The organism is Streptomyces sp. BBFR102 (assembly GCF_051397025.1).
In the GTDB taxonomy this organism is placed as follows: domain Bacteria; phylum Actinomycetota; class Actinomycetes; order Streptomycetales; family Streptomycetaceae; genus Streptomyces.
In genome coordinates this window covers 1,551,259-1,577,676 of sequence record NZ_CP195757.1, presented here as the reverse complement: position 1 = coordinate 1,577,676, position 26,418 = coordinate 1,551,259, and the positions used below count along the sequence as shown (strand labels likewise).

Annotated in this window: 22 protein-coding genes, 1 tRNA gene and 1 pseudogene; 19 read left to right on the top strand and 5 right to left on the bottom strand. The window is 73.6% G+C overall.

The annotated features are described in order from the left end of the window. Positions 1–316: 316 nt before the first annotated feature. From ACSLIC_RS07160 to obgE, 5 genes and pseudogenes are all read left to right on the top strand, one after another. Positions 317–1,108 (top strand): TIGR03936 family radical SAM-associated protein, encoded by a 792-nt coding sequence (locus ACSLIC_RS07160; protein WP_436736836.1) that lies wholly within the window; start codon positions 317–319, stop codon positions 1,106–1,108. A 237-nt stretch (positions 1,109–1,345) separates the two neighbouring features. Further along, positions 1,346–5,675, top strand: a pseudogene (locus ACSLIC_RS07155) (Rne/Rng family ribonuclease). A gap of 271 nt (positions 5,676–5,946) precedes the next feature. Further along, positions 5,947–6,267, top strand: coding sequence for a 50S ribosomal protein L21 (rplU, locus tag ACSLIC_RS07150; protein ID WP_003948029.1), 321 nt, complete (start codon positions 5,947–5,949; stop codon positions 6,265–6,267). 14 nt (positions 6,268–6,281) lie between these two features. Beyond that, positions 6,282–6,536 (top strand): 50S ribosomal protein L27, encoded by a 255-nt coding sequence (gene rpmA, locus ACSLIC_RS07145; RefSeq protein WP_436736835.1) that lies wholly within the window; start codon positions 6,282–6,284, stop codon positions 6,534–6,536. Between the two features lie 177 nt (positions 6,537–6,713). Beyond that, the gene (obgE, locus tag ACSLIC_RS07140) at positions 6,714–8,159 is read left to right on the top strand and encodes a GTPase ObgE (RefSeq protein ID WP_436736834.1); all 1,446 of its coding nucleotides are present in this window, start codon (positions 6,714–6,716) and stop codon (positions 8,157–8,159) included. A 114-nt stretch (positions 8,160–8,273) separates the two neighbouring features. Here obgE and ACSLIC_RS07135 read toward each other — a convergent pair whose 3' ends face one another. The 3 genes from ACSLIC_RS07135 to ACSLIC_RS07125 form a co-directional block, all read right to left on the bottom strand. Continuing rightward, complete coding sequence (locus ACSLIC_RS07135) at positions 8,274–9,374, bottom strand: CDP-alcohol phosphatidyltransferase family protein (protein WP_436736833.1); 1,101 nt, start codon at positions 9,372–9,374, stop codon at positions 8,274–8,276. A 280-nt stretch (positions 9,375–9,654) separates the two neighbouring features. Next, positions 9,655–10,815 (bottom strand): acyltransferase family protein, encoded by a 1,161-nt coding sequence (locus ACSLIC_RS07130; protein WP_436736832.1) that lies wholly within the window; start codon positions 10,813–10,815, stop codon positions 9,655–9,657. A 215-nt stretch (positions 10,816–11,030) separates the two neighbouring features. Beyond that, on the bottom strand, positions 11,031–13,046 hold the full coding sequence (locus ACSLIC_RS07125; protein WP_436740300.1) for a hypothetical protein: 2,016 nt from the start codon (positions 13,044–13,046) through the stop codon (positions 11,031–11,033). A gap of 648 nt (positions 13,047–13,694) precedes the next feature. Here ACSLIC_RS07125 and proB point away from each other — a divergent pair. From proB to ACSLIC_RS07100, 5 genes are all read left to right on the top strand, one after another. Then, complete coding sequence (proB, locus tag ACSLIC_RS07120; protein ID WP_436736831.1) at positions 13,695–14,822, top strand: glutamate 5-kinase; 1,128 nt, start codon at positions 13,695–13,697, stop codon at positions 14,820–14,822. A gap of 233 nt (positions 14,823–15,055) precedes the next feature. Beyond that, entirely contained in the window at positions 15,056–15,559 is a 504-nt protein-coding gene (locus ACSLIC_RS07115) for a hypothetical protein (protein ID WP_436736830.1), read from the top strand. A gap of 90 nt (positions 15,560–15,649) precedes the next feature. After that, on the top strand, positions 15,650–16,924 hold the full coding sequence (locus ACSLIC_RS07110; RefSeq protein WP_436736829.1) for a glutamate-5-semialdehyde dehydrogenase: 1,275 nt from the start codon (positions 15,650–15,652) through the stop codon (positions 16,922–16,924). 57 nt (positions 16,925–16,981) lie between these two features. Continuing rightward, positions 16,982–17,506 carry a hypothetical protein gene (locus ACSLIC_RS07105; protein ID WP_436736828.1) on the top strand — a complete coding sequence of 175 codons (525 nt, stop codon included), beginning with the start codon at positions 16,982–16,984 and terminating at the stop codon, positions 17,504–17,506. 72 nt (positions 17,507–17,578) lie between these two features. Further along, positions 17,579–18,745: a hypothetical protein gene (locus tag ACSLIC_RS07100; protein WP_436736827.1), complete on the top strand. Its 1,167-nt coding sequence runs from the start codon at positions 17,579–17,581 to the stop codon at positions 18,743–18,745. A 52-nt stretch (positions 18,746–18,797) separates the two neighbouring features. Here ACSLIC_RS07100 and ACSLIC_RS07095 read toward each other — a convergent pair whose 3' ends face one another. Then, on the bottom strand, positions 18,798–19,919 hold the full coding sequence (locus ACSLIC_RS07095) for a M48 family metallopeptidase (RefSeq protein WP_436736826.1): 1,122 nt from the start codon (positions 19,917–19,919) through the stop codon (positions 18,798–18,800). Between the two features lie 205 nt (positions 19,920–20,124). On the opposite strand from ACSLIC_RS07095, the gene ACSLIC_RS07090 reads away from it, so the two are divergent. From ACSLIC_RS07090 to ACSLIC_RS07050, 9 genes are all read left to right on the top strand, one after another. Further along, positions 20,125–20,274: a hypothetical protein gene (locus ACSLIC_RS07090; protein ID WP_436736825.1), complete on the top strand. Its 150-nt coding sequence runs from the start codon at positions 20,125–20,127 to the stop codon at positions 20,272–20,274. Between the two features lie 126 nt (positions 20,275–20,400). Continuing rightward, positions 20,401–20,562 (top strand): hypothetical protein, encoded by a 162-nt coding sequence (locus tag ACSLIC_RS07085; protein WP_436740489.1) that lies wholly within the window; start codon positions 20,401–20,403, stop codon positions 20,560–20,562. Positions 20,563–20,660: 98 nt separating this feature from the next. Beyond that, a complete protein-coding gene (gene nadD / locus ACSLIC_RS07080; protein ID WP_003948015.1) occupies positions 20,661–21,302 on the top strand; it encodes a nicotinate-nucleotide adenylyltransferase in 642 nt (213 codons plus the stop codon). A 16-nt stretch (positions 21,303–21,318) separates the two neighbouring features. Beyond that, positions 21,319–23,064, top strand: coding sequence for a LytR C-terminal domain-containing protein (locus ACSLIC_RS07075; protein ID WP_436736824.1), 1,746 nt, complete (start codon positions 21,319–21,321; stop codon positions 23,062–23,064). 137 nt (positions 23,065–23,201) lie between these two features. Further along, the gene (gene rsfS, locus ACSLIC_RS07070) at positions 23,202–23,633 is read left to right on the top strand and encodes a ribosome silencing factor (RefSeq protein WP_436736823.1); all 432 of its coding nucleotides are present in this window, start codon (positions 23,202–23,204) and stop codon (positions 23,631–23,633) included. Further along, positions 23,630–24,277 carry a histidine phosphatase family protein gene (locus ACSLIC_RS07065; RefSeq protein WP_436736822.1) on the top strand — a complete coding sequence of 216 codons (648 nt, stop codon included), beginning with the start codon at positions 23,630–23,632 and terminating at the stop codon, positions 24,275–24,277. Before rsfS ends, ACSLIC_RS07065 begins: the two co-directional genes overlap by 4 nt. A 93-nt stretch (positions 24,278–24,370) precedes the next feature. After that, positions 24,371–24,443 (top strand) — tRNA-Ala (locus ACSLIC_RS07060). A gap of 236 nt (positions 24,444–24,679) precedes the next feature. After that, positions 24,680–24,808 carry a hypothetical protein gene (locus tag ACSLIC_RS07055; RefSeq protein ID WP_436736821.1) on the top strand — a complete coding sequence of 43 codons (129 nt, stop codon included), beginning with the start codon at positions 24,680–24,682 and terminating at the stop codon, positions 24,806–24,808. A 3-nt stretch (positions 24,809–24,811) separates the two neighbouring features. Then, on the top strand, positions 24,812–25,045 hold the full coding sequence (locus ACSLIC_RS07050; RefSeq protein ID WP_018468100.1) for a hypothetical protein: 234 nt from the start codon (positions 24,812–24,814) through the stop codon (positions 25,043–25,045). On the opposite strand, the gene ACSLIC_RS07045 is transcribed toward ACSLIC_RS07050, so the two are convergent. Next, positions 25,024–26,373 carry a glycosyltransferase 87 family protein gene (locus ACSLIC_RS07045; RefSeq protein ID WP_436736820.1) on the bottom strand — a complete coding sequence of 450 codons (1,350 nt, stop codon included), beginning with the start codon at positions 26,371–26,373 and terminating at the stop codon, positions 25,024–25,026. The genes ACSLIC_RS07050 and ACSLIC_RS07045 overlap by 22 nt on opposite strands. Positions 26,374–26,418 lie beyond the last annotated feature (45 nt).

The following is a 26,418-nucleotide window of genomic DNA, read 5'->3' as shown; positions in this document are numbered from 1 at the left end:
GGCGGTCCGGGCGCTGGTCGCGGCGGGGCTGGTGCGACGGCTGGCAGGGTCGGCATTGCGCCGTACGCCGTAACCGGGGGAGCGGAGGCCGGGAGCGGGGCCGAGCATGGGGGGCGAGCGGGCGGTCCGGCGCTCCTGACGACGCCATTCCGTGGAGCGGACCGCCCGCTTGCCGCTGTCGGGGCAGGGCGGCGCCCGGGGCCGGGAACCTCCCGGCGCGGTGGCGCGTACCCTAGGTAGTGGTATGACCGCACTCACGAGGGACTGAACGACACTGGGTAAGCGACAGCCCGTAGGGCCTCCGCCCGCACCGACGGTGCAGCGGATTCGTCTGCGCTACACCAAGCGCGGCCGCCTGCGGTTCACCAGCCACCGAGACTTCCAGCGCGCCTTCGAGCGGGCCCTGCGCCGCGCCGAGGTGCCGATGGCCTACTCGGCGGGCTTCACGCCCCACCCGAAGGTGAGTTACGCCAACGCCGCGCCCACCGGTACGGGCAGCGAGGCGGAGTACCTGGAGATCGGGCTCTCCGCGCCGCGCGACCCCGCCACGCTGCGGGAACTGCTCGACTCCTCGATGCCCGAGGGGCTCGACATCACCGACGCCGTCGAGGCGCGTACCTCCGGTCTCGCCGACCGGCTCCAGGCATCGGTCTGGGAGCTGCGGCTCGACCAGGTCGAGCCGGAGCGGGCCCGGGCGGCGGTCGCCGCCTTCGAGGCGGCCGAGACGGTCGAGGTCCAGCGGCGCACCAAGAACGGCATGCGGACCTTCGACGCCCGCGCCGCCGTGGTGTCGCTCGAAGTCGCCGAGGCCTCCGGCGAGCCGGGTGATAGGCCGTCGGCGCGGCCCTGTGCGATACTGCGCCTGGTTGTGCGGCACGAGACACCCGCCGTGCGACCCGACGACGTCCTGTCCGGTCTCCGAGTAGTGGCCGACCTGGCGCCGCCGGTCCCCGCCGCGGTGACCAGGCTGGCGCAGGGGCCTTTCGACGACGAGACCGGCACGGTGACCGATCCGCTCGCGCCCGACCGCGAGGCAGTCGAGGCCGTCCCCTCCGAGGGCGCCCCGCACGCCGCCGCGCAGGCCACCACAGCGGTGGGTCCCGCGTAGGGACGCTCGCCGCCGCGCCGCCCTCGAATCCGGGAGCCACCTGGGTCGGGCAGCGCACCGACCAGAAGACTTTCGCCAGGCCGCCCGCGAGACGCGTTCGGAACCGGCGAGAACAGGACAGAGAAGCTCCCGTGCGGCGCCCGCGCCCCGGAGGACGGTCCCGCGCACCTTTCGCGCGAAGGCGACCGCCACCGGATTCGACGCGGCGCCCGGGAGCGTGACGGGAGATACCCCCGCATGCTCGGATCGAACGATCCCGCCGAAGGCGTGGACGTGGACAACGACAGCCCCAGCGACACCCTGCCGCCGCGCAGGCGACGGCGGGCCGCTTCCCGGCCCGCCGGTCCGCCCGCGGCGGCCGAGAGCGCGGCCGTGGCCATACCGGCTCCGGTGCCGGCCGACACCGAGGCGCCCGCCGCCGACGCGTCGTCCGGAGACGAACCGGCGCCGCGCCCGCGCCGCCGCGCCTCCCGGCGGGCCTCCGCGCCCGCCGGAACCCCCGCCGCCGAGGCGGAGACCACCGTGGCGAGCCCGGTGGAACCGCAGCCCGCCGCCCAGGCGGAGGAGCCGGCCGAGGAGCCGACTGCGGTCCGCCCGCGCCGCCGCGCCACCCGCCGCGCCTCCGCCCCGGCCGGTACACCCGCCGGTACGCGGGAAGCGCCCGCCGCCGCGGAGGCCACCGCCCCCGTCGAGCCGCAGGCCGCCGAGGCGCCCGCCGAGGCCGCCCCGGCACGGCCGCGTCGGCGTGCCACCCGGCGCGCCACCGCGCCCGCCGGTGCCCCCGCCGCCGAGGCGGCGAGCCCGGTGGAGCCGCAGCCGGACGCCGCCCAGGTGGAGGAGGCGGCTCCGGCCCGCCCGCGCCGCCGTGCCGCCCGCCGCGCCTCCGCACCGGCCGGTGCCCCCGAGCCCGCCGAGACCACCGCCGCCCCCGAGCGGGAGCCCGCCGAGCAGGCAGCTCCCGCCGAGGAGAGCGCCGCCCCCGCGCGCAAGCGCCGCCGCGCCACCCGGCCCGCCGAGGCCGCCGCGCCCGCCCCCGCCGAGGAGGAGCCGGTCGAGGAGCCGGCCGCCGCCGAGGCGGAGCCCGCCGTGCAGGCCGAGGAGGCCGCCCCCACCCGTACGCGCCGCCGTGCCACTCGTCGCGTTTCCGCACCCGTCTCCAGCCCCGTGGCTGCCGAGGCCGAAGGCACGCCGGAGGAGACCCCCGTGGCCGAGGACAGCAGCACCGAAGTGACCGGCGGCGACACCGCCGAGGAGGCCGCGCCGCGTCGCGCCCGCCGCAAGCCGGTCCGTAAGGGCGGGCTGTTCAGCGAGCCCGACCAGCCGAAGGCCGCCCGAGAGGAGCGCCAGGAGAGGGAGTCGGGCGGGCGCGGTTCGCGCCGTCGTCCGGCGGTCGCCGTCTTCCAGGCGCCGGTCTTCTCCGAGCCCATGTTCCAGACGCCGGAGCGGGCCGCCGCCGAGGCCGCCTCCTCGGCCGCCGCCGACACCTCCACGCAGGAGCAGGAGCAGGAGCCGGAGACCGAGGAGCAGGCACCGCGCAAGCGCCGTCGCCGCCGCGGTGAGGACGCGCCGGCGCAGGAGACCGCGCCGGTACGGGAGGAGCCGGTCGAGCAGGCCCCCGAGCCCGAGGCCGACGACGCCGAGGACGAGACCCGCGGCGCCCGGGACGACGAGGAGCACGAGAACGGCGACCGGCCCTCGCGCCGCCGTCGCCGGGGTGGCCGCCGCCGCCGTCGCGGCGAGTCGGGCGACGCCGACCACGAGCAGGACGAGCAGCAGGAGCAGGGCTCCGAGGCCGACGCCCGTACCGGTGACGAGGACCGCGCCGCCGAGGACGAGAAGGACGACCAGGCCGAGGACGAGCACGAGGACCGCGGGGAGCAGCGGGACGAGGACGCCGACAACGGCTCCGGCTCCAGCAGCAGCCGGCGGCGGCGCCGTCGCCGCCGCCGTGCCGGGGACGGCGCGGGCGAGCAGGAGCAGCCCTCCTCCGGCGACGACCCGGAGCGCACCGTCGTCAAGGTCCGCGAGCCGCGCGAGCGGAAGAAGGACGAGCCGGGCACCGGTCCCGACGAGGTCCAGTCCATCAAGGGCTCGACCCGTCTGGAGGCGAAGAAGCAGCGTCGCCGGGAGGGCCGCGAGCAGGGCCGGCGCCGGGTGCCGATCATCACCGAGGCGGAGTTCCTGGCACGCCGCGAGGCCGTCGAGCGGGTGATGGTCGTCCGCCAGAGCGGCGAGCGCACCCAGATCGGCGTGCTGGAGGACGACGTCCTCGTCGAGCACTACGTCAACAAGGAGCAGGCCACCTCCTACGTCGGCAACGTCTACCTGGGCAAGGTGCAGAACGTCCTGCCGTCGATGGAGGCCGCCTTCATCGACATCGGCAAGGGCCGCAACGCCGTGCTGTACGCCGGTGAGGTCAACTTCGCCGCGCTCGGCATGGCGCACGGCCCGCGCCGCATCGAGTCGGCGCTCAAGTCGGGCCAGTCGGTCCTGGTGCAGGTCACCAAGGACCCGATCGGCCACAAGGGCGCCCGCCTGACCAGCCAGGTCTCGCTGCCCGGCCGGTATCTCGTCTACGTCCCCGAAGGGTCGATGACGGGCATCAGCCGCAAGCTGCCCGACACCGAGCGGGCCCGCCTCAAGAGCATCCTCAAGAAGATCGTCCCCGAGGACGCGGGCGTCATCGTGCGCACCGCCGCCGAGGGGGCGAGCGAGGAGGAGCTGCGCCGCGACGTGGAGCGGCTGCACGGCCAGTGGCAGGAGATCCAGAAGAAGGCGAACGCGAGCAACGCCAGCTCGCCGAGCCTGCTCTACGGCGAGCCGGACATGACGGTCCGGGTCGTCCGCGACATCTTCAACGAGGACTTCTCCAAGGTCATCGTCAGCGGTGACGAGGCGTGGAGGACCATCCACGGCTACGTCAGCAAGGTCGCCCCCGACCTGGTCGACCGGCTCAAGCGGTGGACCTCGGAGACGGACGTCTTCGCGACGTACCGGATCGACGAGGGACTCGCCAAGGCGCTGGACCGCAAGGTGTGGCTGCCCTCGGGCGGTTCGCTGGTGATCGACAAGACCGAGGCGATGATCGTCGTCGACGTCAACACCGGCAAGTTCACCGGCCAGGGCGGCAACCTTGAGGAGACCGTCACCAGGAACAACCTGGAGGCGGCCGAGGAGATCGTGCGCCAGCTGCGGCTGCGCGACCTCGGCGGGATCGTCGTCATCGACTTCATCGACATGGTCCTGGAGTCCAACCGCGACCTGGTCCTGCGCCGCCTGCTGGAGTGCCTGGGCCGCGACCGGACCAAGCACCAGGTGGCCGAGGTGACCTCGCTGGGCCTGGTCCAGATGACCCGCAAGCGGGTCGGCCAGGGACTGCTGGAGTCGTTCTCGGAGACCTGCGTCCACTGCAACGGGCGGGGTGTCATCGTCCACCTCGACCAGCCCTCCTCCTCCGGCAACGGTGGCGGCAAGCGCAAGAAGCGCGGCAAGGGCGGCCAGGAGGACGGCGTCCACCCGCACGACCACGGCCACGACACGGAGCCGGAGAGCTTCGAGGCCGAGACCGAGGCCGAGGTGGCCGCGGAGACGGCCGAGCCCGCCGCTCTGCCGTCGCCGGAGTTCGTCCCGGACGAGGAGTTGTACAGCAGCGCCGCCGAGGCCGAGGCGGCCGCCGGCGGTGGCCGCCGCAACCGCCGTCGCGCCACCCGCCGGGCCTCCGCGCCCGCCGGTGCGCCGCGCCGGGAGCAGGCCCCGGTCGCCGAGCAGGCCGTGCCCCTCGCCGAGGAGCCGGCCGTGGCGCCGGAGCCGGTCGTCGAGGAGCCCGCAGCCGTGACCCCGGTCACCGAGGCTCCGGTGGCACAGGCGCCGAAGGAGGACGAGGCACCCAAGCGGGGTCGCCGCCGGGCGGTCCGCCGGGCCTCCGCGCCCGCCGGTGCGCCCGGCCGCGGCGGAGCCGGTGAGCGAGCCGGTCGCCGAGGCCCCTGCCGAGGTCGCCCAGGCGCCCGAGGCGTCGCCGGTGGCCCCGGAGCCCGAGGTCGAGCCGCAGCCGGAGCCCGCTCCGGCCACCGCGGCTCCGGCCCGGCCGCGCCGGCGTGCCGTCCGCAAGGCGTCGGCGCCGACCGCGTCGGAGGAGGCGGCCGTGGTGGTCGTCGCCGCCGACCGCCCGGAGCCCGCGCCCGAGGCGGCTCCCGCCGAGGCCTCGGCCGAGACCCCCGCGGGGGAGGATGCCGAGACCGCGCCCGCCAAGAAGACGGCGCGCAAGACGGCGAAGAAGGCCGCCACGAAGAAGGCCACGACCAAGAAGGCCGCCACCAAGAAGACGGCGGCGAAGAAGGCCACGGCCAAGTCGGCCGCGGCCGAGGAGGCGGCTCCCCAGGAGGCGGCCTCCGACGAGGCGGCGGCCGAGAAGGCTCCCGCCAAGAAGACGACGGCCCGTAAGACGGCCGCCAAGAAGGCCCCGGCGAAGAAGGCCACCACGGCCAAGAAGACGACGGCGAAGAAGGCCACGACCAAGAAGGCGGCGGCCAAGAAGACGGCCGCCACCGCTCAGGCCGACGAGGACTGAGCAGCGTGAGCGCGGGGGCCGGCCGGGACCATCCCGGCCGGCCCCCGCGCCAGGTGGGACCCGGTTTGACCCCCGGGGTGGCCCTCCCGTAGCCTTTACCCTCGGCGTTTGTGCGCCACCCTCTGAGCACCTTCCTCCCGCGATGCGGCGCTCGCAGCGCCTGTCAGGGAGAGGCCGCTCATCCCTCCCAGGATTGCCCGGGCCCTTTGCGGGCCCGAGTGGGCGGCTGGCTTCAGAGGTCCGTTTCTGAGTGACAGAGAGTGAGATCCGCGTGTACGCCATCGTGCGCAGCGGTGGCCGCCAGCACAAGGTTGCTGTCGGTGACATCGTTGAGGTTGACAAGATTTCCACCGCCAAGGTCGGCGACACGGTCGAGCTCTCGACCCTGCTGCTCGTGGACGGCGAGTCGGTCACCAGCGACCCGTGGGTGCTGGACGGCATCAAGGTCCAGGCCGAGGTCGTCGACCACCACAAGGGTGCGAAGATCGACATCCTTCGCTACAAGAACAAGACCGGTTACCGCCGTCGCCAGGGCCACCGCCAGCAGTACACGGCGGTCAAGGTCACCGGCATCCCCACGGCTGCGAAGTAAGGGACTGAGGAGACATGGCACACAAGAAGGGCGCATCGTCCACTCGGAACGGTCGCGATTCCAATGCTCAGCGGCTCGGCGTGAAGCGCTTCGGCGGTCAGGTCGTCAACGCCGGTGAGATCCTGGTCCGCCAGCGCGGCACCCACTTCCACCCCGGCGCGGGCGTCGGCCGTGGCAAGGACGACACGCTGTTCGCGCTGAACGCCGGCGCGGTGGAGTTCGGTACCCACCGCGGCCGCAACGTCGTGAACATCGTTCCGGCCGCCTGATCTTCTTCTCAGGCAGCTGACAGCGGTTTTTCGCGAGGGCGGACCTCACTTCCCCGAACGGGAAGGGGGTCCGCCCTTCGCTTGTTGTGGACAATTGAAGAGGAGGGCGGGCTTTCGCCGCGCTCCGCAGCACCATCAGTACCCCTTGTTTTCCCCTGTGCGTAGGAGGCACCTTCCATGACCACCTTCGTGGACCGCGTCGAACTGCATGTCGCCGCGGGTAACGGAGGCCACGGCTGTGCCTCCGTCCACCGTGAGAAGTTCAAGCCGCTCGGCGGCCCGGACGGCGGCAACGGCGGCCGGGGCGGGGACGTCGTCCTCGTCGTCGACCAGTCCGTGACCACCCTGCTCGAATACCACTACAGCCCGCACCGCAAGGCGACCAACGGCAAGCCCGGCGAGGGCGGCAACCGCTCCGGCAAGGACGGCCAGGACCTGATCCTGCCGGTGCCGGACGGCACCGTCGTCCTCGACCGGAACGGGGAGGTCCTGGCCGACCTGATCGGCGAGGGCACCACCTACGTCGCCGCCAGCGGCGGCCGTGGCGGTCTCGGCAACGCCGCGCTGGCCTCGGCTCGCCGCAAGGCGCCCGGCTTCGCGCTGCTCGGCGAGCCGGGCGACGCCGGTGACGTGGTCCTGGAGCTGAAGACCGTCGCCGACGTGGCCCTGGTCGGCTACCCGAGCGCGGGCAAGTCCTCGCTGATCTCGGTGCTCTCCGCGGCCCGCCCGAAGATCGCCGACTACCCCTTCACCACGCTGGTCCCGAACCTCGGCGTGGTCACCGCCGGCTCGACCGTCTACACGGTGGCGGACGTGCCCGGCCTCATCCCCGGAGCCAGCCAGGGCAAGGGCCTCGGCCTGGAGTTCCTGCGCCACGTCGAGCGCTGCTCGGTGCTGGTGCACGTGCTGGACACGGCGACGCTGGAGTCGGACCGCGACCCGGTCTCCGACCTCGACGTGATCGAGGAGGAGCTGCGGAGCTACGGCGGGCTGGACGACCGTCCGCGCATGGTCGTCCTCAACAAGATCGACGTGCCCGACGGCCAGGAGCTGGCCGGCATGGTCCGCCCGGACCTGGAGGCGCGCGGCTACCGCGTCTTCGAGATCTCCGCCGTGGCCCACAAGGGGCTCAAGGAGCTGTCGTTCGCGCTGGCGGAGCTGGTCGGCGAGGCCCGTGCGGCCCGTCCGAAGGAGGAGGCGACCCGCGTCGTCATCCGCCCGAAGGCCGTGGACGACTCCGGGTTCACCGTGACCCGCGAGGAGGACTCGCTGTACCGGGTGCGGGGCGAGAAGCCGGAGCGCTGGGTGCGGCAGACCGACTTCAACAACGACGAGGCGGTGGGCTACCTCGCCGACCGGCTCAACCGCCTCGGTGTCGAGGAGGCGCTGATGAAGGCCGGTGCCCGCGCGGGCGACGGCGTCGCCATCGGCCCCGAGGACAACGCCGTGGTCTTCGACTGGGAGCCGACCATGCTGGCCGGCGCCGAGATGCTCGGCCGTCGCGGTGAGGACCACCGGCTGGAGGGCGAGCGTCCCGCCGCCCAGCGCCGCCGCGACAAGCAGGCCGCGCGCGACGAGGCGCAGGACGAGTACGAGGGCTTCCACCCCTTCGCCGGGGGCTGAGCCGCAGCCGGGCCGCCGGGCGACCTTCCCGGCGGCCCGGCCGTACGTACGCCGAAGGGGCGGACCTGGTTCGGGTCCGCCCCTTCGGCGTACTGGGTGTCGCGGTGACGCGGGTCAGATGCGCGAGTCGTCGCCCTGGTTCTGCTCGGCCGCGGGGGCCTGGGCCTGGGCCGGGAGGGCCACCTCGGCGGGGGCGTCCATCGGCTCGGGCACCGGGTACTTGGCGAGGGTGCGCTCGAAGTCCCGGGTGGAGAGCAGCAGCTTGTAGATGATGGCCAGCTCGAAGAGCATCAGCAGGACACCGCTGCCGATGGTGACGGGCAGGACCGAGCCGAAGAGCGGGCCGACGATGAAGACGCCCATCTGGAACTCGATGCCGCTGACGAGGTGGGCGCGGATGCGGTGGCGCAGCAGCAGGCTGCGGAACTTGCCGTACCAGGGGAAGCGGCTCTTGAACTCCTGGTGGAGGTCGACGACGACCTTCTCGCGGGCCGGGGCGGCCTCGCCGGCGGCGGTCTCCGGCTCGTCGGCCGTGGCGCTGACCTTGCCCGTGGCGACCTGCTCGGCCAGTTCGTCGTGGGTGTTGTCGATGTCGGCCGAGGGGTTGTCGCGGAGCAGGTCCTCCATGAAGTGCAGCTCGTCGCGCTGGTCCTGGCCGACGGCGTCGGGGTGCTGGTTCTCCATGCTGCGGCGGGCGGCGCGGGCGCGGGCCTTGATCTTCTTGCGCATGCTGTGGCGCACCTTGAAGATCTGGAGCGCGTCGATGTAGCGCAGCATGTCGAGGAAGACCACGACCAGGGCGAGCCACACGTAGACGACGTCACCGGTCTTGGAGTACTGGCCGCCCATCAGGGCGACGGCGCAGGCCAGTACGCGGATGCGGTCGAAGACGTAGTCCAGCCAGCCGCCGAACTCCGAGCCCCGGCCGGTGAGTCGGGCGAGCTTGCCGTCCATGCAGTCGAGGATGAAGCTGACGTGGTACAGGACGGCGCCGATGATCAGCCACATCCAGTCGGCCTGCGCGAAGCAGGCCGCCGCGCCGATTCCGAGGAAGAGGGCCGCCCAGGTGATCTGGTTGGGCGTCACCCAGCGGGCGTACTTGGCCGTCCAGCGGACCAGCGGGGTGGCGACCGGGTCGACCAGCAGCACCGTCCACCAGGCGTCGCGCTTCTTCTCGGTCAGGCGACGCACTTCGGAGAGCGGAGGTATTTCCATGAAGTCAGCAATCTTCCCGTGGGGTGGGTCCAGACGTGGCCGAGGGCCGTGGTCTTGCCGGAGGCCGTGCGGCTGCGGCGGACGGCGGCAGGGGCATCGGGACCGGCGGCGCTCAGTGGAGGAGGCCGCCGAAAGACTAGCCCAGCCGTGATCGAAGGCGTCGGCGCCGAGTTGACGCCCTTGGACCACTACGGATCTCGCCCGACAATTTATGAGGCTCTTTGTCCTGAATGGACTATTGGCTTCCGCTCAGGTTGCGTTTGGCCTTGGGTGACATAAGTCATATCCGAGATTGTTCACCGTCCTGACGGCGGGCGGAAGTGGACGCCTCCCCGCCGCTTGGGGTATTGGGGGCACTCGCGGGGCGTGCGGGGTCGTGGAAGAGCCAGTCCAGCTTCGGTTCCATCACGCACCGGAAGATCCGGCGGACCGGCGCGGTGGTGAGTACGACGGCGAGGGTGCCCGCCAGCGCGCTGATGGTGACCGCGCCGAGGACGGTTCCCGAGAAGGCGTTGTCGTACCAGCCCCAGAAGTGCGCGCCCTTCGCCAGGAAGCCGTGCAGCAGGTACGCGTAGAGGGTGCCGGCGCCGAGCGCGGTGAACCAGGTGCGGCGGCTGGGCACCAGGGCCAGGAAGGCGAAGCTGAGCAGGAGCGAGCAGACGAGCATGCCGACCGTCATCGAAACCCCGGCCCACCAGGGGGCGTTGAGGTCCTGGGCGGCGTCGCGGCGGTAGAACCAGTCCGGGTTCATGTGCAGCACGGCCCAGTACGCGACCAGCGCGCCGCCCGCGAGGACGGGGACGGCGGCGACCCGCACCCGGCGCTGCCGCAGCCGCGTGAAGTGCTCGGGGCGCATCTTCAGGCCGAGGACGAAGAACGGCAGGAACTGCAGGACCCGCTGGAGGCCGAGGTCCGGGCCGATGCCGGGGTCGATCGAGGCGAGCGCGGCGATGGCGGTGGAGAGCAGGACCGGGTGGCGGGCCAGCTGCCAGAGCGGCGCGGTCAGCCGCCAGATGAACAGGGCCATCAGGAACCAGGTCAGGTACCAGGGGTGGAGCAGGCTGATCTTCAGCTCCTCGCCGTCCGCCCAGGCCCGGAAGACGTTGAGGGCGATCTCGAAGACCGCGTACGGCACGAGGACGCTGCCGACCAGACGCTTGAGCTGGCGCGGCTCGTGGCGGAAGCTCCGCGAGAAGTAGCCGGATATGAGGGTGAAGGCAGGCATGTGGAAGGCGTAGAGCAGGAGGTAGCCGGCGGCCAGGGCGCGGCTGTCGTCGCGCAGCGCCTCCCAGGAGTGGCCGACCACGACCAGGACGATCGCGAGGAACTTGGCGTTGTCGAAGAAGGGGTCGCGGGGGGTGGCCGAGCGCTTCGGTGTGGGGGCGGTGCCGCCGGCCGGGGCGGTGGCGCCGGGGGCCGTGCCGAGGGAGTTGGGGGGCACGGGGGCTCCCTCCGTTCTGTTGTCGAGGGCCCGGCGCCGGATGCGCCGTCCGCGAGGACGTCAGTGTGGGCGGAGCTGCGGGGCCCTCGCAAATACGGCTGTCCTGTCCAGGCCGGGCCGAAGTTCCCCCGTGCGGCGGGAAGTCGGCCGGAGAAAACCCGGAGGGGCCCGGCGTTCACCGGGCCCCTCCGGGCGTGTGCAGTACGGCCTTTCGCTCAGCTCGGCGAGGGTGCCGTCCCCGCGGTGTCGGCGGTGTCGGCGGCCGCCGTGTGGTCGCGCTGGGTGGGGATGCCGGGGGCGGTGGCCTCCGGACGGGAGGCGCCGCGCAGCAGCACCTTCTGCTCCAGCGCCCGCGCCGCGTCCCGCAGCCGGCTGACCGACGGCGGGTCGGAGGGGCCGAGCAGGTGCAGCTTCAGCTCGGCCCGGTCCTTAACCAGGGTGTCCTGGGCGGGGTCGCGCACCGCGGCGAGCAGCGCCGGGACGCCGTCGGCGGCCGGGGTGAGGATGGTGGCCGCGCGCACCGTGGTGAAGGCGGTGCGGAACTCCTCCTCGCCCATTCCGCTGGTGTTGGCCACGGCGTACGGCTTCTCGCTGGCGAGCCAGTCGGAGACGACCGAGGAGACGTCGCTGATGAGGACGTCGGCCTGGTTGAAGCAGGAGAAGATGCCGGGGCGGGCGGCGGTGATGATCTGGTGCGCGGCCTCGTCGAAGGAGCCCCAGTAGGCGGCGTCCCAGGCGGCGGCGGCCCGCTCGACCTCGGCGGCCCGGCCGGAGTCGGGCCGGCCCTGGGCGAGCATGCGCTCCACATCGTCGGCGGCGGTGCGGAAGGCCGAGCTGGTGGCCTTTTCCAACTCTGCGGTGCGGCGGGCCAGTTCGGCACTGTCGACCACGGTCGCGCCGACCGGGCGGCGGCGGCCGGCCTCGCGGATCATGGCCTGGATGCGCTCGTTGGCGGCGCCGGCGCGCGGGTCGACCGAGCCGGTCATCGGGTGCGGCTTGTAGAGCAGCCGGACCTTGGGGTCGGCGAGCAGCGCGCGGACGATGTTCTCGCCCGCCAGGACCACCGAGGTGTTGCCCGGGTTGCCGTCCCAGCCCTCCCAGGTGGGCGCGTACAGCACGGTGGTGTACACGCCGGTGGGCGGGCCGGCGTAGGGCAGGACCGGGTCGAGCTGGGGGCGGCCGACCTCGACGATGTCGCGGTCGTCGATGCCGACGTCGGCGAGGGCGTACCGCTCGCGGGCGGCCGGGCCCGCCACCCAGACCTCGTCGTACGCCTTGGCGTAGGGGTTGCAGGAGGAGAGCTTGTCGCTCTCGCCGTGGTTGACGAAGGCGTGCTTGATGGTGGGCACGCGCAGGATCTGCGAGGTCTTCCCGGAGTTGGCCGGGTGGATCATCATCCGCAGGGTGGAGTGCTCCAGCCGCATCAAGGTGGCCACCTTCGGCAGGCAGATCACCGGGATGTCGGTGGCGGCGATCTTCTGCACCATGAAGCGCTCACGCAGCACGATCACCGGGCGTCCGTCCAGCGCGGCCAGCGGTTCCAGCCACATGTTCGCCTGGTACGCCGAGGTGGTACCGCCGGAGAAGTACATGCCGACGGTGGGCCGGTACTCCGCGAGCCAGGCGTCCAGCCACGCCAGCGCCTCCTCCTCGCGGACCGGGCGGCGCGAGGGCAGCAGCCGCAGCGTCAGGCTCACCAGGCCGACGGCCATCAGCGCCACCGAGACGCCCACGCCGACCGCGGCCGGCAGGCCGTCGTCGGCGATGGCGGTGATCAGCAGGCCGAGGGTGGCGGGCGCGCCGAAGGCGAGCAGCCGGTGTCCCGCGCGGCGGGTCAGCAGGCTCGGCGGGGCGGAGCTGAGGCGCAGGGCCGAGGCGTCGATGTTGCGGGTGACGAACGGCAGCGTGCGGCTCCGGCGGACCTTGACCGACACCGCCTGGACGGTGAAGTGCAGGGCGTAGAGGGCCAGCAGGCCGATCACCACGGGCAGGAAGACGGATTCCTGGCTCTGCCGCTCGATCCGCAGCAGGCCGACGACGAGGAGCAGGTCGCGCAGCAGCTGGCGGACGGTGACGTCGGCGTGGGCCTTCGCCAGCAGGGTCACCGTGCGGCGCTGCCACCGGTGCAGAGCGGCGTCGGTGGCCAGACCGACCGCGGTGGCGACGGCGAGCAGCAGGGTGTTGGGGAGCAGGGCTCCGACGACCTGGGCGACGAAGGCGCCGACCAGCACGGCGGGCGGCAGCAGCCGGGCCGACTTCCGCAGGGCTGCGGACGCGCGCGGGGCGGCGGGGGGGATCGTAGACAAGGTGCACTCTCTCCAGTCAGGTCCGGCACGCGACGGCTGAAGTGGGGGATGTCGGCGTGGCCTGGGCTTGCTGGTCAACGGCGAGGGTGAGTCCTCGGTAATGGGCTCGGTTCAGTCCACGCTACGGCCCGCGTGCGGCATACCTGTGCGTTATGCGTGAAGACGATGTGAGAGAAAGCTGACTGTTCGTGGCGGGTGTCGTGACCAGATCGTGTGCATGCCGTGGCGTGATCACGCTCTGTTGCGTGTGGGGGAGCTGATGTGGAGCGGCGTCACGGGATGGTTTGGGGGTGTTCTGGGGCTTCTGCCTGTGGCGCCGGTCACCCCGCGTCCGGTGGTGAGGTGAAGGGAGGGTGACGAAGGGTGGGTGAACGGCCGCCGCTCGGTGGCCGCGGAGCGCACGCGAAGGGTTGATGAAGATCACACCCGGTGGTGCCCCTGTGCGCCCAGGGTGTTCCGCCAGCCGGTCCGCGCGGTTCCGTCCTTCGGAACGCGAAGGCGGTGGCCCGTGGCTCTCGCGTAGATTGCCCACCGTCCGGGTGCCGGGCAGGTCAAGATCATTGGGGAAAGCGCGTGGCAGCGGCAAGGCAAGGTGTGGCTCAGGCCCGCAGGATCGTGGTGAAGGTCGGCTCCTCCTCGCTGACCACCGCGTCGGGAGGGCTCGACGCCGACCGCGTCGACGCCCTGGTGGACGTCCTCGCCAAGACCCGCTCCGGCGGCGCCCGCGAGATCGTCCTCGTCTCCTCCGGCGCCATCGCCGCCGGCCTCGCCCCGCTCGGCTTCCCACGCCGCCCCCGCGACCTCGCCCGCCAGCAGGCCGCCGCCAGCGTCGGACAGGGCCTCCTCGTCGCCCGCTACACCGCCTCCTTCGCCCGGTACGGCGTCCGTGTCGGCCAGGTGCTCCTCACCGGCGACGACACCAGCCGCCGCGCCCACTACCGCAACGCCTACCGCACCCTCGACCAGCTGCTGACCCTCGGCGCGCTCCCCGTCGTCAACGAGAACGACACCGTCGCCACCGACGAGATCCGCTTCGGCGACAACGACCGGCTCGCCGCCCTCGTCGCCCACCTGGTCCGCGCCGACCTGCTGGTCCTCCTCTCCGACGTGGACGGCCTCTACGACGGCGACCCGGCCCGCCCCACCAGCTCCCGCGTCCAGGACGTGTACGGACCCGAGGACCTCGAAGGCGTCGAGATCGGCAGCGCAGGCAAGGCCGGGGTCGGCACCGGCGGCATGGTCACCAAGGTCGAGGCGGCCCAGATCGCCGCCAACGCCGGCATCGACGTCGTCCTCACCTCCGCCAGCCAGGCCGCCGACGCCCTCGCCGGGCACCCCACCGGCACCCACTTCCACCAGCGCGGCCGCCGCTCCGCCGGCCGCCTCCTGTGGCTCCAGCACGCCTCCACGCCCAAGGGCGCGCTCACCCTCGACGGCGGAGCCGTCCGCGCCGTCGTCGAGCGGCGCACCTCGCTGCTGCCCGCCGGCGTCGTGGCGGTCGAGGGGGAGTTCACCGCCGGCGACCCCGTCGAGCTGCGCGACGGGACCGGACGCGCCGTCGCCCGCGGCCTCGTCAACTTCGACGCCTCCGAGATCCCCCGTCTGCTCGGCCGCTCCACCCGCGACCTCGGCCGTGAACTGGGGCCCGCCTACGAACGCGAGATCGTCCACCGCGACGACCTGGTCCTCCTCCAGCCCTGACGCGCTGACCTCCGCAGCCCCGCACGCCGGGGTGCGCCCCCGCGCCCGGCGTGCGCGGCGCACGCGCTCGACCGTACGGGAGGGCGGGGGCGGCCGAAACGCGTGCCCGCGCGCGGGGAGGTTCCGCAAAACCGCCACACGGGACCACCGCGCCTGTTCCACTTTGAAGCGGACAGACTCCGCGGCGGGCCGACACCGTCCCCAAAGCGGAGCGGAGAGCCGTCGGGACGTCGATGTGGCAGGAGGCCGCCGTGAGACGAGGGCGCCCGGGGCCGGGGTCCCGCGCGAACAGCACCTCCCCGCCCCGCCGGGGAGCCGGGGATCAGCGCGCGCTCAGCAGCGTCCGGCCCGGTGACCGCGCCGCTCCCGGCGCCGACGAGCAGGACGGCCGGCCGCGGCCCCGGCTCTGGCACGTCACTCTCAGCGCCGCCGGGGAGAGCACCCCGCTGGCCGAGGTGCGGGCCGGGCTCGAACAGCTCGCCCACGACCACCCCTTCCTGCTGACCAGCCGCTACGCCGAGGACCACGCCGAGATCCGGTACTGGGAGGAGGCGCGCGACCTCCACGACGCCGCCGCCGTCGCCCTGCGCCTGTGGGGCGAGCACCGGCAGACCGCCGGACTCCCGCCCTGGGAGATCGTCGGCCTGGAGGTCATCGACCGGGAGACCTACCACCAGCGGATCGCCGAGGGGTACGGCCCGCCCCCGGCCCGGCCGATCGGCGTCCACCCCTACTGAACACCGCCCCGCCCGGCCGCCGTCCAGGACGCCTCTCGCATCCTGAAACGTCCGGCGGGGCCGGCCTCGCGGCGACGTAGGCTCGCGGCCATGACGACGTATGACGCCACCAGCCCCGTCACACTCGCGGGGCGCCGCGCCCAGGAAGCCGCCGCCGGCCTCGCCACGCTGCCGCGCGCGGTCAAGGACGACGCCCTGCGCGCCGTCGCGGACGCCCTTGAGGCGCGGACCGAGGAGATCGTCCGGGCCAACGCGGGCGACGTGAAGCGCGCCGAGGAGGCCGGCACCGCCGCCTCCGTCGTGGACCGCCTCACCCTCACCGCCGACCGGGTCCGCGCCATCGCCGCCGACGTGCGCCACCTCGTCACCCTGCCCGACCCGGTCGGCGAGGTGGTCCGCGGTTCGACCCTCCCGAACGGGATCGACCTGCGCCAGGTCCGCGTGCCCCTCGGCGTGGTCGGCATCATCTACGAGGCCCGGCCCAACGTCACCGTCGACGCCGCCGCGCTCTGCCTCAAGTCCGGCAACGCGGTCCTGCTGCGCGGCTCCTCCTCCGCCAAGGAGTCCAACACCGCGCTGGTGGCCGTCCTGCGCGATGCCGTCGCCGCCGCCGGGCTGCCCGCCGACGCCGTGCAGCTCGTCCCCGGCGACACCCACGACTCGGTCCGCGAGCTGATGCGCGCCCGCGGTCTGGTCGACGTGCTGATCCCGCGCGGCGGCGCCGCCCTGATCCGCCGCACCGTCGAGGAGTCCACCGTCCCGGTCATCGAGACCGGCACCGGCAACTGCCACGTCTACGTCGACGCCGAGGCCGACCTGGACACCGCCGTCGACATCCTGGTCAACTCCAAGGCCCAGCGCCCCAGCGTCTGCAACAGCGCCGAGACCGTCCTGGTCCACCGCGACATCGCCGCCGCCTTCCTGCCCCGCGCCCTCGACGCCCTCGCCCGGGCGCAGGTCACCGTGCACGGCGACGCGCGCGTGCGGGCGCTCGCCGGGGACACCGAGGCCACCGTGGTCGAGGCCACCGACGAGGACTGGGCCACCGAGTACCTCAGCCACGACCTCGCCGCAGCCGTGGTCGACAGCCTCGACGAGGCCGTCGCCCACATCCGCCGCTGGAGTTCCGGCCACACCGAGGCGATCGTCACCACCTCGCAGGCGGCGGCCCGCCGGTTCACCCAGAGGGTCGATTCCACCACCGTCGCGGTGAACGCCTCCACCCGCTTCACCGACGGGGGTGAATTCGGCTTCGGCGCCGAGATCGGCATCTCCACGCAGAAGCTGCACGCCCGCGGCCCGATGGGCCTCCCCGAGCTGACCAGCACCAAGTACATCCTCACCGGGGACGGGCACATCCGCTGATGCCCTGACTTGCCCCACGGTCTGCCCAAAAGAGCCCTCCAGGTCTACTCTGGTCCCGTGCCGGAGGACGTGGGGGGCTCGCCGTTTCCGGACGGCCGACAGCCCGACGACGACCACGACCGCGGAGGCGCGGACGACGCGTTCGCCTCCGTGGTCTTCGACGAGGACTTCATCAGGGCCGCCGAGTTCCACGAAGCCACCGCCGTGGAGCGGCTCGTCGCCGCCGCCCACGCCCGGGCCGAGGCCGAGGCGCGCCGCGCCCGCACCAGGACCCGCGACGCCTACTACGAGGCCGCCCAGCCCTTCGGCCCCGACCCGGCGGTGAACGAGGACTACGACCCGAGCGAGGCCGACGACGCCGCGCTGCACCCCACCCGGGTCAGCTGGCACCGGCCCATCGCCTGGCTGCTCGCGCTGCTGATGGGCGTCGGCATGATCGCGCTCGCCTTCAGCGCCGTCTACCGGGGCTCCGCCGCCTCCGGCCAGGGCACCGCCCCGCCGCCCGCCACCACCGGCACCGACCCCGCGGCCGACACCGGGTTCACCCGTCCGGCGGCCTCGGTCGCGCCCCTGGACCCGTGACACGGGCGGCCGTACCGACGCGTGCCCCAACGGGGGCGTTTACGGTCGGCCGCCGCGACCCAACCTGAAGATATGAACAGGCCGGGGCAGCCTCCCGACGGACCCCCCGACAACCCCGGGGACGGCCCGTCCGGCAGCGACGACGACTACGGGTACGTCTTCGACGACTCCTTCGTCCGCGCCGCCCCGATCCAGGAGTACTCAGCCAGCGAACGCACCGCGAACCAGCACGCCCCCGCCGTCCGCGACCGCCCGCCGCAGGCCGCCGCCGAGCGCACCGGCCCCCGCCTCACCCGCCAGGTGCTCATTCTGGCCGCCCTGCTCGTCGTCGCCTTCCTGGCCGCCGTCTACCTCGGCATCAGCCCGCCCGGCCAGACCCGGTCCGGCCCGCCGCCCCGTCCCGCCCGGATGAGCCTGGTCCCGCTCGCCCCCGCGTACGCGGTCCGCCCCGCCGACCCCGACCGGCCCTTCGACGCCACCCCCGCCGCCCAGTACGCCACCGGCGCCGCCGGGATCAACCTGCCCGGCGCGCACGCCACCGCGCACTTCGACGAGGGGCAGGTCATCGCCGCCCTCAGCACCGCCAAGGAGTACCTGGTCCACTCCTCGCTCTCCCCGGAGGTCCTCGCCGGACGCGAGGAACGCGCCGTCCGCCTCCTGGTCGACCCCGCCCAGGCCGACCAGTTCGACGCCGCGCTGCGCCGCCCCGCCGCCGACGGACTGCACGCCGCCACCGGCTGGCTGGTCCGTCTCGACCCCGCCCACGCCGTGCTCGCCGCTCCCGACATCCGCGTCCAGGGCGTCCTGGACTACACCGAGACCGGCCCCGGCACCCTGGAGATCACCACCGACCACACCTTCGTCTACGCGGTCCGGCCCGCCGCCGCCCCCGAGGCCGACCCCTCGCTGCTGGTGGTCCGCCGGGCCCTGCGGTTCAGCTTCGACCGCGACGCCCTCCGCGCCCACCAGCTCGAACTGCTCAGCTCCCGCACCGAGGCCGGCCCCCTGCCGTGCGGCAGACCCGCCGCCGACCACCTCCGCCCCCTCCTCGCCGGCGAGAAGGCCCCCGCGGCCCGCCCGCCCGCCACCGACCCGTACGCCCGCGAGGGCGGCGGCGCCGTCTGCGGAACCCTCGCCGAGTCCCGGCCCGCCGGGAGCGGCGGAGCGGGGAGGCACGCGGACGCCTCGGGCGGACCGGCGCCAGGGGCCGCTGCCGGGGACCCGGGCGCGGTGCGCTGACCGGACGAGGCTCCCGGTGCCCGCGCACCGGGGGCCCTCGCCGTGGCCGGGGTCAGCCCCTGCCGTCACCCTCCGGCGAGCCGTCCGTACCGGTGGAGCCGTCCGGGCGGGGGCCGGGGTTCCCGTTCGGCCGCGTCCCGCCCGTGAAGCGGTCCCGGAGCTTGCCGCCGAGGTCGCCCGCGCCGCCGGCCAGGTCGCTCACCAGCTTCATCAGCGGGTCCTTGCTGGTCCTGACCTCCTCGGCATAGCCGGAGGCCGACTGCCGGAAGGACTCGCCGACCTTGGTCTCCTTGTCCTCCTCGCGCCGCGGGTAGTGGCCGTCCAGCAGGCGCTGGTGATCGCGGCTCTCGGACCACCGCTTCAGCTCGGCCGCCCGGACGGTGGTGAAGGGGTGGGTGCGCGGCAGCACGTTGAGGATCTTCAGCACCGAGTCGCGCAGGTCGCCCCCGGCCTCGTACTCCTCGGCCTGGGCGAGGAACGCGTCGGTGTTCATCTCGTGCAGGTGGTTGCCGCCCGCCAACTTCATCAGGCCGCGCAGCGAGGCCGAGAGGTCCTGCCCGACCAGCAGGCCGGCGCGGTCCGCGGACAGCTCCGACTTGCGGAACCACTCGCGCAGCGCCGTCACGATCGCCATGATCGCGACGTTCCCCAGCGGAACCCAGGCGACCTTCACGGCCAGGCCGGTCAGGAAGAGCAGCACCGTGCGGTAGACGGAGTGGCCGGAGAGGGCGTGCCCCACCTCGTGGCCGACGACCGCCCGCATCTCCTCCTCGTCCAGCAGCTCCACCAGTCCCGTGGTGAGCACGATGACCGGCTCGTCCAGGCCGACGCACATCGCGTTGGGAACCGGGTTCTGCGTGACGTACATCGGCGGGACCTTCTCCAGGTCCAGGATGTAGCAGGCGTCCACCAGCATCGTGTGCAGGTGGGCGAACTGCGCCTCGCAGACCCGCACCGAGTCCGAGAGGAAGAGCAGTCTGAGGCTCCGCTCGGGCAGCAGTCCGCTGAGCGCCTTGAAGACCGTGTCGAACCCGCTGAGCTTGCGCAGCGCCACCAGCGCCGAGCGGTCCGCCGGATGCTCGTACGCCCGCGAGGAGATCCCCGGGAAGCGGCGCCTGCTGCGTGCCGGCCGCTTCTCCGTCCCGTACGCGCCGTCCCTGTCCTGGTCGGTCATCCGACTCCTCCGCCTCGCCTCGTACCGGCCGTCCCCCGGGGACGGTGCGCGCTGGCCGCGACGGGGCCAGCCTACGGCCGCCCCTCTGAACAGGACCGTGGGCCGGGCTGGTTGGTTGCGTGGCCGTCCGCGCGGGCGGGGCGCCCCGGACGGGCGGGAGCGGCGGGCCTACAGTGGGACGGCACCGCAAGCAAGGAGCCTTCCCATGGACCACGCCGCCCACCTCGCCCTGCTGCTCGCGGCGGACCAGCCGCCCGCCAACGGCATCCCCTTCCGGGTCTTCATCGTCGTCTCGGTCGTCGGCGCCGTCCTCCTCGCCTGGTTCCTGCTGCGCGGCTACCGCGACAACGGCTGACCGCACGCCGCACGCCGCACCCCGCACCGCGCCCCGGCACCCGAACACCGAGTCGGCGTGGGCCTCCCGCACGCCCCCGCATACGATGTCGGCAGATCACCCGCCCGCCCCACCACCGGATAGGTCATGCCGACGATGAGCCTCCACAGCACCGCTGCCCAGCTGGTCACCCTCGCCTCCGAGGGCGGCGGGCACGAGAACCTCAACCCGTACCTCACCGGCGGCGGAGCGCTCGTCGTGCTGCTCGTGCTGCTCTGGATCACCACGCGCTTCAACCGCGACCGCTGAGTACCCCGCCCCACCACCGCACCGCGGTGACCAGCCCTCAGGGGCGTCCGTCAGGGGGTGTCCGGAGCGGGTCCGCCGGGCCAGTAGGCTCTGCTCGCATGGGAGAGCAGGACATGCCTACGGGCCCGGCCGCCGCGGCGGCACCCGAGCGTCCGCGCAGGCGTCTGGGCGTCATGGGCGGCACGTTCGACCCGATCCACCACGGCCACCTCGTCGCCGCCAGTGAGGTCGCCGCGCAGTTCCACCTCGACGAGGTGGTCTTCGTCCCGACCGGTGAGCCCTGGCAGAAGAGCCACAAAGAGGTCACCCCGGCCGAGGACCGCTATCTGATGACGGTCATCGCGACCGCCGAGAACCCGCAGTTCTCCGTCAGCCGCATCGACATCGACCGCGGCGGGCCCACCTACACCACGGACACCCTGCGCGACCTCGCCGTGCTCAACGCCGAGACGGACCTGTTCTTCATCACCGGCGCCGACGCGCTCGGACAGATCCTCACCTGGCGCCACACGGACGAGCTCTTCTCCCTCGCCCACTTCATCGGCGTCACCCGGCCCGGCCACACCCTGGCCAACCCCGGGCTGCCCGAAGGCCGGGTCTCCCTGGTCGAGGTCCCGGCGCTGGCCATCTCCTCCACGGACTGCCGCGCCCGGGTCGCCGAGGGAAACCCCGTCTGGTACCTGGTGCCTGACGGAGTGGTGCGTTACATCGACAAGCGCGAGCTGTACCGCGGCGACTGAGCCGAGAGGGGCACCGGTGAACGACCGACGACACGCGTCCGACCCGTACGGCGGGGAGTACGCGTCCGAGCAGTACGGCCCCGTGAGCTACGACGAGTACGGCCGGCCCATCCCGCAGCAGCAGGTCCCCCAGCAGCCCCCCCAGGGCTACGACCCGTACGCCGGCCGTCAGCAGGGCTACGCCTACGACCCGTACGGCCAGGGCGGTCCGGGCACGGGCCAGCAGCCGCCGGTGCCGGCCGATCCGTACGCGGGGCAGCAGCAGGGGTACGGGTACGAGCAGGGCTACGACCCCTACGGCCAAGGCGGCCCCGGCACGGGCCAGCAGCCGCCGGTGCCGGCCGATCCGTACGCGGGGCAGCAGCAGGGGTACGGGTACGAGCAGGGCTACGACCCCTACGGCCAGGGCGGCCCCGGCACCGGTCAGCAGCCGCGCGTGCCCCCGCAGCAGCCGCACCAGGACGACGGCGGCGGTGAAGGCGGTGAGGGCGCTCCCGACTACAAGACCGAGCAGTTCTCCTTCATCGAGGAGCCGGACGAGGAGTCCGAGGACGTCATCGACTGGCTCGCCTTCACGGAGAGCCGCACCGAGCGCCGCGAGGAGGCCAAGCGGCGCGGCCGCAGCCGGATGATCGCGCTGGTCGTCGTCGTGGCCGTCCTGCTGGCCGGCGGCGTCGGCTACCTCTGGTACGCCGGGAAGCTGCCCGGCACCTCCTCCGCCGGCTCCTCCGGCGGCGCGGCGGACACGGCCGGGCCGCAGAAGCGCGACGTGGTCATGGTCCACCTGCACGACACCCGGACCGAGCACACCTCCACCCTGCTCCTGGTCGACAACACCACCAGTAAGCGCGGCGCCACCGTGCTGCTGCCCAACTCCCTGGCCCTGACCGGCGAGGACGGCAACGCCACCACTCTGGACAAGTCCGTGGACGACGACGGCTCCACCGGCACCCGGGAGGCCGTCGACCAACTGCTCGGCACCAGCGTCGAGGGCACCTGGCGGCTCGACACCCCTTACCTCAACAACCTCGTCGAACTGGTCGGCAACATCGAGCTGGACGCCGACGCCACCGTCCCCGCCTCCAAGAAGGGCGAGTCGCCGCTGGTCACCAAGGGCGCCGACCGCACCCTCGGCGGCCCCGCGGCCGTCGCCTACGCCACCTACCGGGCCGAGGGCGAGCCGCAGACCGCCCAGCTCCAGCGGTTCGGCCAGGTCTTCCACGGCGTGCTGCGCAAGCTCTCCTCGGACCCGCAGGCGGCCACCGTCACCGTCGAGACCCTCGCCCAGATCCTGGACCCCTCGCTGAAGGAGAAGGACCTCGGCGCCTTCCTCGCCCGGCTCGCCGACCGCGCCAAGGGCGGCGACCACACCACCGAACTGCTCCCGGTCGGACAGGACGGGCGGCCCGCCCAGGAGGCGACCGACAAGATCGTCAAGCAGATCCTCGGCGGCTCGGTGAGCGGCGGCGCCCAGGGCGACGCGGCCCGCGTCGGCGTCCAGGACGCCACCGGCGCCGAGGGCCGCGCCGAGAAGGCCCGGGCCTCCCTGGTCAACGGCGGTTACGCCTACGTCGGCCGGGGCAGCGGCGACACCGCCCGGGCCACCTCCTCGGTGACGTACGAGAAGGCCGGTGGCAAGGCCGAGGCCGTCGAGGTCGCCCGCACCCTGGGTCTGCCGGACAGCGCCGTCACCAAGGGCGGCACGCCGGGGAACGTCGACGTCTCGGTGGTGCTCGGCGGGGACTACCGGCCCAGCGAGTGAGCGCGGGCCGGTCCGGTGAGGCGTGCTTCGGGCGCCTCACCGGACCGGCGAAAACTCCCGGCGGCCGGCCGTGCGGTCCGTGAGACCCTGGGGGCAGCCCCCATCGGGGTTCTCGACCGCCTACCGAAAGCCCAGCAGTGACCGCGACCGACCGTTCCACCGAGCTGATCACCGTTGCCGCCCAGGCGGCAGCCGACAAGCTCGCCCACGACATCATCGCCTACGACGTGAGCGATGTGCTGTCGATCACCGACGCCTTCCTCCTCGCGTCGGCCCCCAACGACCGCCAGGTCAAGTCCATCGTGGACGAGATCGAGGAGCGGCTGAACCAGCAGCTCGGCGCCAAGCCCGTCCGCCGCGAGGGCGACCGCGACGCGCGCTGGATCCTCCTCGACTACGTCGACATCGTCGTCCACGTCCAGCACAGCGAGGAGCGCGTCTTCTACGCGCTGGAGCGGCTGTGGAAGGACTGCCCGGAGATCGAGCTGCCCGAGGAGGCCAAGGCCACCCGCGGCAAGGCCGAGGCCCACGCCCGGCAGCAGGCCGACGAGGCCGGTGAGGCGATGTGAACAGCCCGCGGCAGGGGCGCCGCCTCATCCTGTGGCGGCACGGCCAGACCCCGTGGAACCTGGAGCGCCGGTTCCAGGGCACCACGGACATCGACCTGACCGAGGTCGGCCGGGGCCAGGCGCGCCGGGCCGCGCGGCTGCTCGCCTCGCTCGAGCCGGACGCGATCATCGCCTCCGACCTCCGGCGGGCACGGGACACCGCGGCCGAGCTGTCCGCCCTCACGGGGCTGGCGGCCCACCACGACCCCGCGCTGCGCGAGACGTACGCGGGGGACTGGCAGGGGCTGACCCACGAGGAGATCATCGCGGTCCACGGCGAGCAGTACGCGGCGTGGAAGCGCGGCGAGCCGGTGCGGCGCGGTGGTGGCGAACTGGAGACAGAGGTCGCCGACCGGGCCGCCCCGGTGGTCCTCGCGCACGCCGAGAAGCTGCCGGAGAACGGCACCCTGGTCGTCGCCTCGCACGGCGGCACCATCCGCACCACCATCGGGCGTCTGCTCGGCCTCGACTCCCGCCACTGGGAGAGCCTCGGCGGCCTCAGCAACTGCTGCTGGTCGATCCTGGGCGAGGGGGCGCGCGGCTGGCGGCTCCTGGAGCACAACGCCGGCACCCTGCCGGAGCCGGTTCTCGGCGACGACGACTGACGCCGGGCGGGCCCCAGCACCCGGATTTCACTTTCTGGCTGGTCACGGGCTAGAGTTCTTCTTGTTCGCACCGCGGGAGCGGGAAGAACACCAGGGGCTATAGCTCAGTTGGTAGAGCGCCTGCATGGCATGCAGGAGGTCAGGAGTTCAATTCTCCTTAGCTCCACAGTCCGAAAGATCCCATCCCCCACGGGGATGGGATCTTTCGTATGTCCGGCCGCCGTCCTCCCCCGGGGCGGCGAGACGCGCCGGGCCGTCGGCCGGAAGATCCGTACGTGCGGGTAACCGCTGGCCAGACCGGACGCGGAGACCCATCCGGTACCTTCGCGCCACTGACCGGAGGCCCTCCGTGGCAGAATCGGACGGCCGGAAGGGGGACGCGGTCCGACGGGAGGGAGAGGGATGCCTGCGCGCATCGTCGAGGAGGCGGACCACCTGCTCGGCCAGGTGCCGGACCAGCTCACGGGGGGCCGAGTGGCCCCCGCCGCCCGGTGTGCGGCCCGTACCGCCGCTGCGAACGACGGGGGCTGAGGGATGGGTGCGCACAGGAGGAAGTGCGACTGGTGCGGCGGTGGCACGCCGATCGTCCGCGACATGGAGCCGGTCAATCCGCGCTACCAGTACTGGTGCGAGGAGTGCGCCAGGGCGCTGATCATAAAGGGCGACCCGATCGAGACCTACCGCGAGCTGGAGGGCGAGCCCATCTACGGGCGGCTCCTCGACGAGCACTGCACCCTCAAGCGGTTCTACTCCTTCGCCACGGCCTGACGCCCCGCCCCGGCCGCCGCCGGCTCCCGCTGCTCCGGCACCTGCCCGGCGGGCGGCGCCGCCTCGGCCGTGGCCTCGGCGGCGGAGCGCAGAGCCACTCCCAGCGCCACCGCGAGGAAGCCGAGCGCGGCCAGCGGATAGAGCGCCGACAGCGCGAACTCGGCCGGCCCCTGGTGGAGTTCGGGCCGCTCGGGGCCGTGCGGCACCCACCACAGGGCGTACGTGAAGAAGACCCCGGTCAGCGCGGCCGAGGCCGCCCGGCGCCACCGGCCGCCGACGCGTACCGCCTCCGCGATCACCAGGACCGCCGCGGGGACGCACCACACCCAGTGGTGCGACCAGGAGACCGGGCTGACCAGCAGCGCCGTCATCCCGCACGCGGTCGCCGCCCAGGCCGGCCGGGAGCGCAGCGTGGCCAGCACCGCCACGCCGAGCCCGGCCGCGCCGACCAGCAGGGCCGCCGCCAGCCACCACAGGCCCGGGTCGGCGGTGTGCAGCAGGCGGGCGATCAGGCCGCGCAGCGACTGGTTGGCGGTCTGCTCGGGGTGTCCCGCGCGGTCCGCCGCGAGGAAGGTGCCCGACCAGAACCGCCACGAGTCGCGGGGCAGCAGGGCCGCCGCCAGCGCGGTGGCGGCCAGGAACCAGAGCACCGCGTTCCGCGCCAGGGCCAGCCACGGCCGGGCCCCGCGCCCGCGCACCGCCGCGAGGGCCCCGGCCAGCAGCAGGAAGGCGATGAACAGCCCGGGCGTCAGCTTCACGGCGGCCGCCAGGCCGATCCCCGCCCCCGCCCAGCGGCGCCCCCGCGCGGGCCCGGCGCCCGGGAGGTACCGCATGTCCCACAGCACCAGGACCGTCACCAGCAGGTTGATCTGCCCGTACCGCAGCGTCGTCCAGACCGGTTCCGACCAGACCGCCACGGCGGCCAGCGCCGGGACGCCGAGCCAGGTCAGGGGGCGCGGCAGCGGGCGCCCGCCATGGCCCCCGGTCGCCAGGCGGAGCGTCAGCAGGGCCAGCGCGAGCACGAGCAGCAGGTTGCCCGCGGTGGCCAGGGTGCGCATCAGGCCGGTGCCCAGCAGCGGGAGCGGGGTGAACAGCAGCGCGGCGAAGGGCGGGTAGGTGGCGGGCAGGTCGTTCTCGGTGGCCCGCAGCGCGTACAGGTCGGCGCCGTCCAGGACGGCCTGGCCCTCCGCCCGGTAGACCATCAGGTCCACCATCGTCACCCCGGCCAGCCGCTGGGCAACCCAGAACGCGGCGAAGGAGAGAAGGCAGAGCGCGGTGGCCCGGACCGGGAAGGTGCGCCCGAGACGGGAGAGCGAGGCGGCAGTCACGCTCGGCGAGGCTACCCGCCGGGGCCCCTCGGGGAGAGGGGCGGG